Below are 14684 nucleotides of genomic sequence, written 5' to 3'. Positions count from 1 at the left end.
CCCTTGTGGGCCCGATGATGGCTGCTCCCAAAACAATTCCCGATGACCTGCGCCAGCTGGCAGCGGCGCACGGGGTCGCCACCTCGTACCGCAACGAGAAACGCGAGCCGGTAGAGGTCGACGCGGACATTGTCATCCGGGTACTCGGCCTGCTCGATGTCGATGCCGCCACCGAAGATGACAGGCGCCGCGAGTTGGCGAAGTTGGCCGAGAGCGACAGCGCCGGCATGCTGGCCCCCACCGTTGCCGTGCGGCTCAACGGTGGCCCGCAGCACTTGGCCGGAGCAACTCTTTTGGTCGGCGAGGACGGCAGTCGCATCGAGGTCCGAGACGAACTACCCGGTGACCTGTCGCCGGGCTGGTATCGGCTGCACACCCGCGAAGGGCAAAAGGTCACTCTGGTGGCGGCTCCGCCGCAGGTGCCGCCGACTCCAGCCACCTGGGGATGGATGTTGCAGCTGTATGCCCTGCGCTCGGCGCGCTCCTGGGGCATCGGAGACCTGGGGGATCTACAGGAGTTCGTGAAGTGGACCGCTACGGAGCACGGCGCCGGTGCGGTACTGCTCAACCCGCTGCACGCACCTGGCCCGACTCATCCGGTGCAGCCCTCCCCGTACACGCCGTCGAGCCGACGTTTCGCCAACCCGTTGGCGCTGCGCATCGAAGACCTGGACGCATATCGACGAGCCGATCCGGACACCCGCGCCGAAGTGGACGCGTTGCGCGTTTCGGCCACCACCGACCGGATCGACCACGACCTTGTGTGGGCGGCTAAGCGGGCGGCGCTGGAACTGTTGTGGCGGACAGAGGGGCGGCCGTCTCCTTTGGATGACTCGGCCGCTTCAAAAGGCTTGGCGGACTGGGCCACTTACTGCGCACTCGCCGAGCGGCACGGCGGTCGCTGGACCCGATGGCCCGAAGCTTTGCGTGACGTCAACAGTGCAACCGTGGCGGCGGCGCGTCGCGAATTGGCCCCGCGGGTCGCTTTTCATGCCTGGGTGCAACAACGGTGCGCCGAGCAGTTGACGGCTGTGCGCGCTACCGCCCGAGACGCGGGCATGGCGCTGGGGGTTTTGCACGACCTTGCAGTCGGTGTCGACCCGGAAGGCGCCGACGCCTGGGCGCTTGCCGACGTGCTGGCCACCGGCGTCAGTGTCGGCGCGCCGCCAGACAATTTCACTCCCCGTGGGCAGGACTGGGGGTTGCCACCATGGCGTCCCGACCGCCTCGCCGCAACGGGGTATCAAGCATTACGCGACATGGTGCGGGCCGTCCTCGCCCACGCGGACGGGCTGCGCATCGACCACGTTGCGGGCCTGTGGCGATTGTGGTGGATACCGCCGGGCGACGGGCCCGAGCGCGGCACCTATGTCCACTACGACGCTGAGGTCATGCTGGCGGTGTTGGCGCTGGAAGCCCACCGCGCCAAAGCGACTGTGGTGGGCGAAGATCTGGGCACCGTCGAACCGGAAGTCACCGAGGCGCTGGCCGGCAACGGAATGCTGGGGTGTGCGGTTTCCTGGTTCACCCGGGACGAATCCGCGCCCGAGGAGCCGCTGCTCTCGTCGGAGAAATGGCCGTCACGGGCGGCGGCGAGTCTGTCGACACACGACCTACCGACAGCGGCGGGCTTCTTACGTGGGGAGCATGTGCGGGCTCGCGCCGATCTCGGCCTGCTCAACGACGTGCCGGCCGAAGAGCGGGCGGCAGAGAAGGAACGCGCCGAGTGGCTCGCGCTGCTGCGTTCCGAACGCTTGTTGCCCGCCGAGGACACCGGACCTGAGCCGGACGAAGAGGCGATCATCGTTGCGATGCACCGATTTTTGGCCTCGACGCCTAGTCGGCTGAAGCTGATAGCGCCTTACGACGTGATCGCCGAGACGCGGCAACCCAACTTGCCGGGAACGGTCGACGAATACCCGAACTGGCGTCTACCTCTGCGGGAGACGTTGGAGGAGTTGAAAGCCGACCCACGGGTTGCTGAGATCGCCAAGGTCTTTCGGTCAGCCGCTGATCAGAAGAGCTGAGGAACCTTGATCCGGCCCAATACCGCGGGCCGCAATCATTTCGATCGCTCAGCATCGACGGCGGGATGCGTCCGGGCGGTGGTGTAATCCAGACACACAGTGGTGCCGCTGGGCCGGGCGTTGATGGTGCAGTGATCTGCCAGTGCATGCATCAACGCGATGCCGCGCGATGCCCGTGGATCATTGGCACGTTGCGGGGCCGGCCGGTGCCAAGCCCCGCGGTCGCTGACGCATACGCTGATCGACTGCGTGCTGGAGTCGTAGCTCGCCTGCAACCTCATGGTGCCGCGCGAATGATGGTTCCTATAGGCATGTTCGACGCAATTGGCAAGCGCCTCATTGACGCTCAACACGATGTCGTCGCAGATATCTCCCGACCCGGGCACCGTCTGCTGCAGCCACCTATTCAGCGAACGGCGCAAATGCGCGGCGGTGGTAGCGTCGGCGGCACCTGCGCACGTCAACCGATCCGGATCGGCGACGAGAGACGTTGAAAGATCCATGCTTTCAGGCATACCCAGGTATAGGTAGTCGGCTAAACCCAAAGCCGTCTCGAATCAGGCACGAACGCATTGCGACGGTCACGACTCGCCGCTACGTCGGAAACGCTTGAATAACAAGCGCAATAAAGCGGTTCGGTCAGCCGTTCTGACCGGCGACATAATCCATGGGCGGGGCTTCGCCGTGTCCCATGCCGTGGTGAGCTACGGCGGTGGCCAAAGCCCTGCCGTTCTGAATGGTTCCGACGATGTCGACTTCGTCGTTGACCGTCAAATGTGGTGCCCCCTGGGCAGGTTGGCGTCCGCCCATGGTGATGACCGTGGTGTCCGCCGTAACGAAATACGTTTGGATGTAACCGTTGATGCTGCGCGCGGTGACCGAGTTCGGCGAAACCGCGATCACGGTCCCCTCCTGACTGACCGGCTGCGAAACCTGCGGAGGTTCAGGGGAAATCGCAGCCGAGACGTCCTTTGATCCTTCCAACTCGATCGCATTCGCCGCCAGCCCGATCAGGCTCGCGGCGCACACCACTGTGGCGGACACCACCTCGAATGCCATGCCGGGACGGGACGTTTTGCGCCGCGCACGGGAATCGTTCGGCCCTTGTTCTTTTGGCTTGAGTTTTTTGTTCATGCGGTGCTTGGCACTCATATTGTCCTTCTTCCTGCGGTAAGCCGCCGGCGAATTTTGGCGCCTACCGAATCAGGTCGTTGCAAACGGTGTTACCCGAAGGGCTGCGGTGGTAAACAGCTTTGCGATCGCCTCGCCGATCACTGCGCCACGGCGCTGGTCAGCGGTGGGGTGCCGAGCCGATCGGCAAGCCAGGGCAGCGTCGCGGCGAAGGCGTGGGCGGCCGAGGGCCAGTCGTGCTTACCCGGGAGCGCCACGACCTGACACGAGATGCCGTTGGCTGTGCCCAGTGCGCACAATGACTCAGCCGCGGCTTGTCCGACCGCCGCTCCTGGCACCGCGAACATGCCAGAGAGGTTGTTATAGGGGCCGTGGCGGGCGATCGCTGTGCTGGGGTCGAACCATGACCACGCCGCAGCGTCGCCGCCGTAAAGCCGGTCGATCGTCTGAGCCCGGGTACCGGCATTCGGACCGATATCGCCACCGATGTCCACGAAGGCGCTGATCGTGCCGGGATGCATCACCGCGAAGTCGACCGCGCAGGTGCCTCCGGAGGAAAACCCGACAATGCCCCAGCTGGCCTGGTCGCCCAGCCCGAATTGGCGGCTGACCTCGGGAATCACATCAGCGGTCAAGTGGTCGGCCGCGTTTCCGCGGGGCCCGTTCACGCACTCGGTGTCGACGGTGAAACCGCCGGTGGCGTCGGCGAAGACGGCCACGGGGGCGACGCCGGCATGTGCAGCAGCGAACGCGTCGAGGGCGGTGACCGCGTCGCCGGCGCGCGCCCAGTCGGCCGGGGTGTTGAATTCACCGCCGATCATCAGGACGGCGGGCAGCCGTGGTGCAGGCGTGCTGGCGAACCAGGCGGGCGGCAGGTAGACCCACTCTTGACGGTGCTTGAACCCGGATCCGCGGTCGCCCGTGTCCACCGGCACCACCACTCCCCTGCGCGGCGCGATGGCTCTGTGCTTCAGGGACTGGACGGTTTGCGGGTCGACCTGATTGGGCAGCGGCCGGTTGGTCAGCTGGCTCCACGCGGTGTCAACCGTCGGGAAGTACCCCAGCCACGCGTTGATCGTCAACCCCATGCTGAGCATGCAGAACGAGGCCGCGAAGACGGACACGTTGCGCCGCCACCAGCCCGCGCTTCGCCATCCGGTGATCGCGACCGCAGTGGCCACCCCGACGAGCGCCACCCACAACCACATTTGCCATGGCGCCGGCTCACTGGCGATACCGAGCGTGCTGAAATACCAGTACGCCAGCGTTGCGGTGAGCGCCCCGACCACCACCGACAGCGGTACCCACATGGTTCGCCAGCGCCGCCGCCGCCAGCCGATCGCATACAGCAGCGCTGCCGCGGCGAGCAGTTGCACGGCGGTGAGGATCCAACCGCCCATCAGCGAGGCCTGCCAGGCGTGGTCGATCACGCAGGCAACCTCGACGAATGGGCTCGATGCACCGGTCTGTAGTACCCGTAAGTCCAGGTCGGGAAGCGTCAACGGGTTGCGCAGATTATCGGGTCCGCGTCAGCGATGCGCTCACCTCCGCGGGCGCAACACCGGTGTCACCAAGTCACCCGTACTGAGGAACGTGTCCAGGTTGCGGATGGCAAGCATCGCCATCGCCTTGCGGGTGCGGGCCGTCGCACTGCCGATGTGCGGGAACAAGACGACGTTGTCGAGTTCGAGCAGCGCTTCGGGGACATTCGGCTCGTCGGCGAAGACGTCCAAACCGGCACCAGCCAGCCCGCCGCCCGCCACCAGTTCCACCAACGCGTCCTGGTCGACGACACTGCCGCGCGCAATGTTGATCAGGTACCCCTCGGGTCCCAGTGCCTCGAGCACGGCCCGGTCGACCAGGTGGCGGGTCGTGCGGTCACCGGTGGTGGCGACGACCAGGATGTCGACCGACTCCGCGAGTTCCACCGGCGACTGCGCGTAACGAAATGGCGATCCGTCGATGCGGTGACGGTTGTGATACGCGACGGCGCAGTCGAATCCCAGTAGCCGGGTTGCAATGGCTGAACCGATTCGACCCAGACCCAGAATTCCGACTTGAAGTCCGCTGACGTCCCTCGCGTACGGGAATTGCCCGTCGCGTCCCCAGCGGCCGGCGCGCACGTAGCGGTCGGCGACGCCGAACCGGCGCAGGGTCATCAGGATCAGTCCCAAAGCCGTGTCGGCGACCGTGTCGGACAACACGTCGGGCGTATTGCTCACCCCGATACCGCGGCGCTTCGCCGCGGCCAGATCGATTGCGTCCACACCGGCACCGTTGTTGACGATCGCCTCCAGATTGGGCAGCGAAGCGATCGTGTCCGCGTCGACGCCCGGACCACCCGAGGTCAACACGACTCGCACCTTGGCCCCGCGTGAACTCAGGAACTCGGATCGCTTTGGACCGTCGGGAAGCGTGGGAAGGTCGTAGCGCGCGGTGAGTTCCCGGTCGAACGTTGGCTCGAACGCGCCGATCCGCAGCACCTCGTCGGTCTTCTTGATGGCCACCCCTGCATTCTCCGGTAAGCAACAGGTGCCGAACGAGAGCTACGTCACTGGGGACAAGCATGCGGCGGGCCGAACAGTATTGTTTTTCCAGCAGCCCAGCTGATGGGCCTGTTCAGTACCGCAGAAGTCGCAGAGACCAGAAGGAAGTCAAGTGAAGCCCACCCCACCGCCGAGCGGCTGTACGCGCCGGACCAGCAAACTGAGTGCGATTGCCAGCTGGGTGGCCGCGGTGGTAGTGGTGTTGGCGTCGATGATCACAGCGCCGGCCGTCAGCTGGGCTGCGGACGGCGACAACTGCCCCGACGTCGAAGTGGTGTTTGCCCGCGGCACGTTCGAACCGCCCGGTCCCGGAGCGACTGGGCAAGCGTTCATCGACGCTCTCACGGCTCGGCTGCCGAACAAATCGGTCGAGGTGTATCCGGTCGATTACCCTGCATCGCTTGACTTCTCCCGAGCAAGTGACGGAGTGGTCGATGCAGGGAACAAAGTTCTCGACATCACCAACACGTGTCCGAACACCAAGGTGGTCCTGGGCGGCTACTCCCAGGGAGCTGCGATCGCGGCGTACATCACCACCGACAGCATTCCGCCGGGGTATGCGCTCCCTCCGGGAATCAGCGGGCCGTTGCCGCCCAGTGCGGCCAACCACGTAGCCGCCGTCACCTTGTTCGGCAAACCCTCGAACGGCTTCATGGACCTCGTCGACCGCAATGCTCCACCGATTGTCATCGGGCATCTGTACACCAGCAAGACGATCGACTTGTGCGCGCCCGACGATCCGGTCTGCGCCTCTTCCGGCTTCAATCGCAGCGCCCACAGTTCCTACCGATTCAATGGGATGACCGATCAAGCCGCGGACTTCACCGCCAACTCGATCAAGGGCACTCACTAAGCGCCGCCGCCGGTCAAAGGTCCAGGACCGGTTTGGGCGAAGACGGGCAACATCGACGGCACGGGTGTGACGGCCACCTCCGGCAGTCACCCCAACCACCGGTGGAATATCCGGACCACTGCCTTAGTTGACTTCGGCGACGGTGTCGGACGTTCCCCCGGGTACCACCTCAGAACTGTCGCTTCGAGCGACCACTTGCCGAGAGGCGCGAAGACGGCACCGTCACACTCATCTTCCTCACTCGAGGACGAATACCGGGATCTGCCGGGACGTTTTGGTCTGGTATTCGGCGTAGGGAGGATAGGCCTCGACCGCGCGCTGCCACCACTGTTCGCGTTCGTCGCCCTCGACCTCGCGTGCCGTGAGCTCAACGACCTTCTCCCCGTCTTGCAGCGTCACCGCGGGGTTCGCTTTCAGGTTGTTGTACCAAGCCGGGTGTTCTGGGGCGCCGCCTTTGGACGCGACGATGGCATACCGACCGTCCTGTTCGACTCGCATCAACGGCACGTAGCGCTTCTTGCCGGTTTTGGCGCCGGTCATGGTCAACAAGACGACGGGCCGGTCGAACACCTCGACGCCGTCGGTCGTGCCTTGCTCCAGGATTCGTTCGGTCTGCTTCCGCACCCAGTCCGTGGGGCTCATCTCGATTTGGTCGGCCATATTCCCTGCCTAACACTTCGGCGGGCATTGTGCACACTGAGCAGCTCAGCCCCGAGACTTAGGCGCGCGGCTGGCCCGTGTAGCAGTTACTCCGAGGCCGCGCAGTCGCATTACTCACATCGCCGGGGTGTGCAGTGCGGAATTCGGCCACTACGCGGGTGGTTGGACTAAACAATGACAACGACGTTAGCCGGTTCGACTCCGGTGGCTTTTCCCACAACTGACCGGCCCACGCTGTGGACGCCATTGCGCGTGTTGGTGACGAAATCGGCATCCCAGACGCCGCACGGCGGCAACATCGTGCAGCGGTGCGAAGCCGCGGGCGTTGCTGATATTCAAGTGTTGGCGGGCGATCGACTGCCCCCCATGCGCGCCGAAAACGACCGGGCCGCTTACGCCCTGGCCAAGCGCACGCTCGCGGTCGTCGTCGCGCCGCCCAGCAAGCGCCGGTTGCAGCCGATCCCGCCGAGCGCGGACTGGCGTATCGACCTAGCGGAAGGTTGCCCCGCGCACTGTCAATACTGCTACCTCGCCGGCTCCCTTTCGGGCCCGCCGATCACCCGCGTATACGCGAACCTGCCCGACATTCTGGCTGAGATGGAGGGTTACGTCGGTCGCGGAACCATCACCTCGGCCTCGGCCGAGCGGGCCGACGAGGGAACGACGTTCGAAGCTTCGTGCTACACCGATCCGCTGGCGCTAGAGCATCTGACCGGCTCGTTGTCTGCGACCATCGCGCACGTGGGTACCCATGACTGGACCGCGCCGGTCGGGCTGCGGTTCACCACGAAGTTCGACGATGTCGCGCCGCTGCTTGGCCTACCCCACGGCGACCGCACCCGGGTGCGAGTTTCGGTGAACGCCAACGAGATCGCCACTCGCTTCGAAGGTGGTACCGCGCGCCTGCCGCAACGGGTTGCGGCGTTGCGCGCGCTGGCGCTGTCGGGTTACCGCGTCGGTCTGACCATCGCCCCGATCATGCCTATTCCCGGCTGGCGGGAGGGTTACGGGGCGCTGCTGCGCGACGTTGCCACGGCATTGGCCGACATTGCCGACGTCGATCTCACCGTCGAGTGCATCACGCATCGCTTCACCGCGACCAGCAAGGACGTGCTGCTCGGCTGGTATCCGCGTACCAAGCTCGAAATGGACGAGTCCGCCCGCACCCGCAAGTATGGCAAGTTCGGCTCGGCGAAATACGTGTATCCGAAAGACACGATGTCGCAGCTGCGCGACTGGTTCGAGGCCGAATTGGCCGCGACACTGCCCGCCGCCCGCACACTGTATTGGACCTGAACCCCGTGACCGACGACGTCGCTGTCCACGCCGACCGCCGCCGCGCCGAGTCGTTCGGTGCGGCGGCCGAAGCATACGACCGACATCGGCCCCGCTACCCGGGTGCCTTGATCGCCGATCTGATCTCCAAACCAGGAACGACGGTGCTCGATGTCGGCGCCGGAACCGGCATCGCATCAGCACAATTGGTCGAGGCGGGAGCCGATGTCTTGGGCGTAGAGCCCGACGAACGGATGGCTCGCGTCGCCGCCGGCAAGGGCATCACCATCGAACGGTCCGGCTTCCAAGATTGGGATCCCGCAGGCAGAACCTTCGATTTGGTCGTGTTCGCTCAGTCGTTTCACTGGGTCGAGCCCCGCTCCGCGCTGACGAAGATCGCCGGTCTGCTGCGACCGGAGGGCCGGCTCGCGCTGGTCTGGAACCGGATCACTCCGATCACACCGTCCCAGGCGGAACTCGACGAAAGCTACGCAGCCTTCCTGGACGCCACTGCCCGACCGAGCGTTCACGCCGAGGACGAACTCGCCGGTGTCATCGCAGAATCCGGCTTCACCACCGAGCGGCGCAGCTATACACAGCGGTTGCGTTTCTCGGCAGATCAATGGCTGGACATGGTGTTCACCTACTCGAACCATTTGCTGTTGCCGACCGACGAACGAGTGCGACTCCGCGATGAATTACATCGGCGCATCGGGGCGGCGGGGGTGATCGCCAAGAACGACGCACTGGCGATCATCTGCGCGCCACAACGCTGAGCCTGCCCGCAGGGGACCCGCACCCGGGCGTATTAGCGTGGCCTGCAAGCGGTGACACACGCCGACGGAATGGATGGCAATGACAACACCCGGTGCGCAGCCTGGACGGCAACGCCAAGAAACGATCTACCGCAATGGCGTATTCGGCCAAACACCTCCGGTGCCGACGAATTTCGGGGCGCTGGAGCGAGCCGCGAAAGCCAAGATGTCCAAGCAAGCGTGGGCCTATGTCGCCGGTGGCGCCGGCGAAGGTGCCGGCATGACGAACAATCGTGCCGCGCTGGACCGATGGGCGATCGTGCCCCGCATGCTGCGGGACTGCTCACAGCGAGACCTTTCGGTCGACCTGTTCGGCCGGCGACTGCCCGCCCCCCTTCTGGTGGCGCCAGTCGGGGCCGCCGGACTGGTGCACGCTCGAGCCGACGTCGAAATCGGCGCCGCCGCAGCGGCTGTCGGGGTCCCTTACATCTTCTCCAACCAAGGGTCGGCAGCCATGGAGGAGACCGCCGCCGAGATGGACCGGGTGGCCGCCAAGGCGCCGCGTTGGTTCCAGTTGTACTGGTCCACCAACGACGCCGTGGTGGACAGCTTCATCCGTCGGGCGGAAGCGATTTCGGCCGATGCTCTGGTGGTCACCGTCGACACCACGCTGCTGGGCTGGCGTCCGCAGGACCTCAACCTCGGCTCGCTGCCGTTCACGAAAGCGATCGGTATCGCCCAATACACCTCAGATGAGCAGTTCATGAAATCCGTGCGTGACCGGGTGGCCGCGGCGAAGGCCGCCGGTGAACGGCCCCCCATTCAGGTGACGAGAGCCGCGGTACAGACGCTGCTGACGATGGCGCGCAATGTACCCGGCAAGTTCTTCGGCAACCTCGTCTCACCGGTCCCGCGCGCCAGCGTGGAAACCTTCCTCGACACGTATTCACGACCGTCGCTGACCTGGAATGACATTGCTGGCCTGCGAGAACGCACGACGCTGCCTATCGTCGTGAAAGGCTTGTTGCATCCCGACGATGCCCGACAAGCGGTGGATATCGGAGTCAGCGGTATCATTGTCTCCAATCATGGTGGGCGACAGGTCGATTCGGTTATCGGAGCCGCTGATGCGCTGGCAGATGTCGCCGCTGCGGTCGGCGGCCGAATACCGATCATCTTCGACTCCGGCATCCGCTGTGGCGCTGACATCGTCAAGGCTCTTGCCTTGGGCGCTGACGCAGTGACGGTGGGCAGACCCCACATTTACGGGCTGGCGTTGGCCGGCCGCCAAGGAGTGACCGAGGTCCTACAGAATCTGATCGCCGAATTGGATCTCCTGTTAGCCCTCGCCGGCGTTCGCGCGATCGACGAACTCAACACCGACCTGTTGCGCCGGATCGACTGAGCGGGACACGCGTGAGTTTCGCGGTCAATGGGTAAAAGCCTTCTTGGACATCGACTTAACCCAGGAGAGCGATACTGACATGCCCCACCACCAAGTTGCCCGTCGAGTTACCGCCGCCGCCGGAATCGCTGCGGCAATTGCCCTGAGTACTTTGACCGCAGGATGCGGTTCGGACAAGGACAGCAAAAACCCGACGACGACGAGCACCGTCACTACCACGGTCACGACGCCGGCAAGCGCGACGACGCCGCCTTCCTCAGCTCCTTCGGAAGCGCCTGGAACCGGTGCGCCGGGCGGTGGCGCCGGTCCGGGTGGTGCCACTACGGCCGTGCCCGGCGGCGGCGCAGGCGCCGGACCTGGCGGGGCCAGCGCAGGCGTGCCGGGAGCGGGGGCGTCCGCCGGACCCGGCGGTGCGGGTGCCTGCGCCGGGGGCATCTGCGTCGGGACGAATCCCAACCCGTAGCGACCGCCCCGACACCTCCTCCTTTACCTGAACGCGCTGGTGCAGGTCACCGCGACCTGCACCAGCGCGTCATGCGTACAGCTGCCACGCCCCGACTCGGGCGCATTGACGAGTTGGTTCGCGCCAGCAAAGTTTCGGGTAAAGGATGTGTCAATGAACAGCGAACGCGGCCCGGAGAAGGTGGCTGAAACGTCGACCGACGACACCAATCGGTCGGTGATGTCACGAACCATCGCGGGCACCGCGATCGGCAACTTCATGGAGTGGTACGACTTCGGGATCTACGGCTATATCGCGACCACGATCGCCCAGGTGTTCTACCCCGGTAACAGCGTCAGCGCCGTCCACCTCATCGCGACCTTCGGCTCACTGGCGGCCGCCTTCGTAGTCCGTCCGCTTGGCGGGTTCATTTTCGGCCCGCTCGGTGACCGGATCGGGCGCAAGCGGGTGCTGATCATCACCATCCTCATGATGACGGTGAGCACCACGGCGACCGGTCTGCTTCCCACCTATCACCAAATCGGCATCTGGGCACCGATCCTGCTGGTCGTGGCCCGAGTCTTTCAAGGCTTGTCGACCGGTGGCGAGTACGTGGGTGCGATGACCTATCTGGTCGAGCAGGCTCCGGACCGCAAACGCGGCATGGTGGTCGGGTTCTTGCCGATGGGCAACCTCGTCGGGTTCGTAGTGGCCGGGTTCTTGGTCAGCGGACTGCAAGCCTGGCTTGCGCCCGAAGACATGCTGGCGTGGGGCTGGCGGATCCCCCTGCTGTTGGGCGCGCCGTTCGGGATGATCGCGATCTACATGAGATTGCGGCTCGAGGAGTCGCCCGCCTACACCCAGATCAGCCAGACCGTCGACGTGTCGAGAGAGCGTGGGCTGAAACTGCTTCGGCGCACGGTCGCCTGGCAGTGGCGACCGATGCTGATCTGCGCGGCTCTGGTGTTGACTTCGCAAGTCGCCGATTTCATGATGACGGGATACCTGCCGACCTACCTCAGAGTGGTCGTGAAGGTGGGCAACGTCGCCGGGATGGTGATGATCGTTGCCACCTTGGCAATCCTTATGGCCACGGTGGTGCTTGTGGCGAAATTGTCCGATCACATCGGCGTCAAACCGGTCATGTGGACGGGCTGCGCTCTGCTGATCGGCGGTTCCATCCCGGCATTCCTGCTCATCCGCTTCGGCGGCATCTATCCGCTCATCTTCCTCGGCGTGCTGCTGGTCGGACTCATGGAACTGTGCTTCGACGCGACGACACCGTCGGCGTTGCCGGCCTTGTTCCCCACTCGAGTGCGCTATGGAGCCCTGGCCATCTCCTACAACATCTCGATCTCGGCCGTCGGCGGCACCACTCCGCTGATCGCGCAAGCGCTGATCTCGAGCACCGGCAATGTCATGGTGCCTGCTTACATGCTGATCGGCGCCGGCCTAGTCGGTGTGATCACCCTGCTGTTCACCCCCGAGGTCGCCGGCAAACCGCTACCCGGTTCGGAGCCGTGGGACACAGAACAAGTCGCCCCCATACCAGCCGACGAGCCCGGCTAGCCGAAGCTTGGGTAAACGAACGTTTCGCTGAGTCGACGCTCACACCGGTCCGTTTGATCATCGAGTGTACGGTCGTTTACTGTTGGGTATCCGTGACGGCGGTGGCGAACCCTGTGGCCGCTGCCACCGTGAAACGACGAGACATCTGACGGAATGCAGCGATGACCACATATGCGGCAACATCACTTCTCACGGCAGCGGGACCCGAAGGCGGCGGCGCCGCACTCAACCAGGTAATCGGCTTGAGCGGAGTCGCCGCCGTTCTGGCTGGGGCACTGGTCTGGATCGGGTATCTGCATCGAACCCGCAAAATCACTTGGCTGAACAACCTGGCCGAAGCATGCGGCCGACGACTCAACCGCCCGCCATGGGTGGCACTACCTGTGCTGGTGTTCGCGCTGAACATCATCTTCGCGCTGTTCGGCTTCATCTGGGACGTCAGCTTGCACATCGGGAAGGGCAGAGACCCTGGGCCACTGGCCAACCCAGCGCACTACTTCATCATCATCGGCTTGTTCCTTCTCTTCGTCGGCGGCATGCTCGCCGTCGTGCTGCCGTACGACAAACCCGGCCCGGCGGCGGTCCGCATCACCGATGACTGGTATGCACCGGTGGGTGGCGTGTTGATTGCCGGCTGCGGCTTTTATGCCCTCGTCGGATTCCCGCTCGACGACATCTGGCACCGCCTGTTCGGACAGGACGTCACGTTATGGGGTCCAACGCATTTGATGATGATCGGCGGCGCCGGCCTATCCACCCTCGCGTCGGTGATGCTGGAATACGAAGCGAAGAAGGCGATGGAACCCGGCGGCGAACCCGACACCTTCGCGCTGCGACTTCGCCAGTACCTGCGCTTCGGCGGCCTCGTCATCGGCTTGTCGGTGTTTCAGATCGAGTTCGACTTCGGAGTGCCGCAGTTCCGCCTGGTCTTTCAGCCCATGTTGATCGCTGCGGCCGGCGCGCTCGCTCTGGTAGCGGCGCGCCTGACGTTCGGACGGGGCGCAGCGATTCTGGCAGCGGTACTGTCGGTCGTCATCCGGGGCACCGTGGCGCTCGTCGTGGGCCCGATCCTCGGCGCGCCGATCAGTTGGTTCCCGCTCTACCTCGGACCCGCGATCGCGATCGAACTTGTTGGGCTGACCTCACTTATCAAGCGGCCGTTGCTCTTCGGTGCAATCAGCGGCCTAGCCGTCGGCACGGCCGGGCTGGGCCTGGAGTCACTGTGGATCCGCGCTGTCTACCACTATCCGTGGCCCACCAGCATGTGGGGTGAAGCGCTGGCGATGGCGGTACCGGTCGCGGTGCTCACCGGGCTCTGTGGCGCCATGCTCGGCATGGTGCTGACGGGCCAACGCCTGCCGGCACGCGCCATCGGCATCGGTCTGGTGACGCTCACCGTCGTCGTCATCGGTGCCGCAGTGGCCAACGGCTTACAGTACCGAGTCCCGGTAAACGCAACCGCGACAACGCGCTTGACCGACGTGTCGAACGACAACGGTCACCGCATGGTCAACGCCGACATCACAATCGCTCCGGACACCCTGGTCGGCGATGACCCCGAGTGGGTGTCGATCCTGGCCTGGCAGGGCGGCCTTCCGAACCAGCGTGGACTGGTGATCGACGAACTGCAACGAGTCGGTCCCGGTCATTACCGTTCGACCACGCCGATACCGGTGTGGGGCAGCTGGAAGGCGCTGTTACGCGTGCACGACGGCAAAACCCTTGCAGCCGTGCCGATCTATCTACCCGCGGACCCCGGTATCGGCGCGACTGCGGTGCCGGCCGAGGCAACCTCGACACGCCCCTTCGTCCAAGAAATGACCATTCTCCAGCGTGAACGCAACTCGGATCATCCCGCTTGGCTCTGGACGGCAGGCTGCCTGGTGGTGCTGATCTGCACACTATTGATCGTGACGGCACTCACCTGGGGCGCCGGTCGCATCAACAACAGTGAACCCGAAGAGGGGGCCAAGCAGGAGCCCGCTCCGCGGGTCCACGCACGGCAGTAAAAGGAGTGCGCC

13 protein-coding genes are annotated in these 14684 nt (G+C 64.9%); 7 read left to right on the top strand and 6 right to left on the bottom strand.

Features of this window, described 5'->3' with window-relative positions:
• The first annotated feature begins 17 nt into the window (after positions 1–17).
• Positions 18–2027: a 4-alpha-glucanotransferase gene (gene malQ, locus I2456_RS01110; RefSeq protein WP_085073918.1), complete on the top strand. Its 2010-nt coding sequence runs from the start codon at positions 18–20 to the stop codon at positions 2025–2027.
• Positions 2028–2062: 35 nt separating this feature from the next.
• On the opposite strand, the gene I2456_RS01105 is transcribed toward malQ, so the two are convergent.
• The 4 genes from I2456_RS01105 to I2456_RS01090 form a co-directional block, all read right to left on the bottom strand.
• Complete coding sequence (locus I2456_RS01105; RefSeq protein ID WP_068030012.1) at positions 2063–2530, bottom strand: ATP-binding protein; 468 nt, start codon at positions 2528–2530, stop codon at positions 2063–2065.
• 136 nt (positions 2531–2666) lie between these two features.
• Complete coding sequence (locus I2456_RS01100) at positions 2667–3179, bottom strand: hypothetical protein (RefSeq protein WP_068162241.1); 513 nt, start codon at positions 3177–3179, stop codon at positions 2667–2669.
• A 119-nt stretch (positions 3180–3298) separates the two neighbouring features.
• Entirely contained in the window at positions 3299–4645 is a 1347-nt protein-coding gene (locus I2456_RS01095; protein ID WP_371869903.1) for an alpha/beta hydrolase, read from the bottom strand.
• Between the two features lie 54 nt (positions 4646–4699).
• Positions 4700–5665, bottom strand: coding sequence for a 2-hydroxyacid dehydrogenase (locus I2456_RS01090; RefSeq protein WP_085073787.1), 966 nt, complete (start codon positions 5663–5665; stop codon positions 4700–4702).
• A gap of 250 nt (positions 5666–5915) precedes the next feature.
• Here I2456_RS01090 and I2456_RS01085 point away from each other — a divergent pair, with 250 nt between their 5' ends.
• Entirely contained in the window at positions 5916–6557 is a 642-nt protein-coding gene (locus I2456_RS01085; protein WP_068030006.1) for a cutinase family protein, read from the top strand.
• A 237-nt stretch (positions 6558–6794) separates the two neighbouring features.
• Here the strand turns inward: I2456_RS01085 and I2456_RS01080 are convergent, their stop codons facing one another.
• Positions 6795–7217, bottom strand: a complete 423-nt coding sequence (locus tag I2456_RS01080; RefSeq protein ID WP_068030004.1) for a nitroreductase family deazaflavin-dependent oxidoreductase — start codon at positions 7215–7217, stop codon at positions 6795–6797.
• Between the two features lie 174 nt (positions 7218–7391).
• Between I2456_RS01080 and I2456_RS01075 the strand changes: the two genes are divergently transcribed.
• The 3 genes from I2456_RS01075 (at position 7392) to I2456_RS01065 (ending at position 10652) form a co-directional block, all read left to right on the top strand.
• Entirely contained in the window at positions 7392–8513 is a 1122-nt protein-coding gene (locus tag I2456_RS01075; protein ID WP_085073786.1) for a spore photoproduct lyase family protein, read from the top strand.
• A 5-nt stretch (positions 8514–8518) separates the two neighbouring features.
• Complete coding sequence (locus I2456_RS01070; protein WP_085073916.1) at positions 8519–9268, top strand: class I SAM-dependent methyltransferase; 750 nt, start codon at positions 8519–8521, stop codon at positions 9266–9268.
• 79 nt (positions 9269–9347) lie between these two features.
• On the top strand, positions 9348–10652 hold the full coding sequence (locus I2456_RS01065; protein ID WP_085073785.1) for an alpha-hydroxy-acid oxidizing protein: 1305 nt from the start codon (positions 9348–9350) through the stop codon (positions 10650–10652).
• 24 nt (positions 10653–10676) lie between these two features.
• On the opposite strand, the gene I2456_RS01060 is transcribed toward I2456_RS01065, so the two are convergent.
• On the bottom strand, positions 10677–10877 hold the full coding sequence (locus I2456_RS01060; RefSeq protein ID WP_163703756.1) for a hypothetical protein: 201 nt from the start codon (positions 10875–10877) through the stop codon (positions 10677–10679).
• A gap of 457 nt (positions 10878–11334) precedes the next feature.
• Here I2456_RS01060 and I2456_RS01055 point away from each other — a divergent pair, with 457 nt between their 5' ends.
• A complete protein-coding gene (locus I2456_RS01055) occupies positions 11335–12663 on the top strand; it encodes an MFS transporter (protein ID WP_085073915.1) in 1329 nt (442 codons plus the stop codon).
• A 161-nt stretch (positions 12664–12824) separates the two neighbouring features.
• Entirely contained in the window at positions 12825–14672 is a 1848-nt protein-coding gene (locus tag I2456_RS01050) for a hypothetical protein (protein ID WP_085073782.1), read from the top strand.
• Positions 14673–14684 lie beyond the last annotated feature (12 nt).

The organism is Mycobacterium kubicae (assembly GCF_015689175.1).
Classification (GTDB): Bacteria; Actinomycetota; Actinomycetes; order Mycobacteriales; family Mycobacteriaceae; genus Mycobacterium; species Mycobacterium kubicae.
Note: the sequence above shows the minus strand (reverse complement) of the source record. Positions and strands in the feature narration are given on the sequence as shown.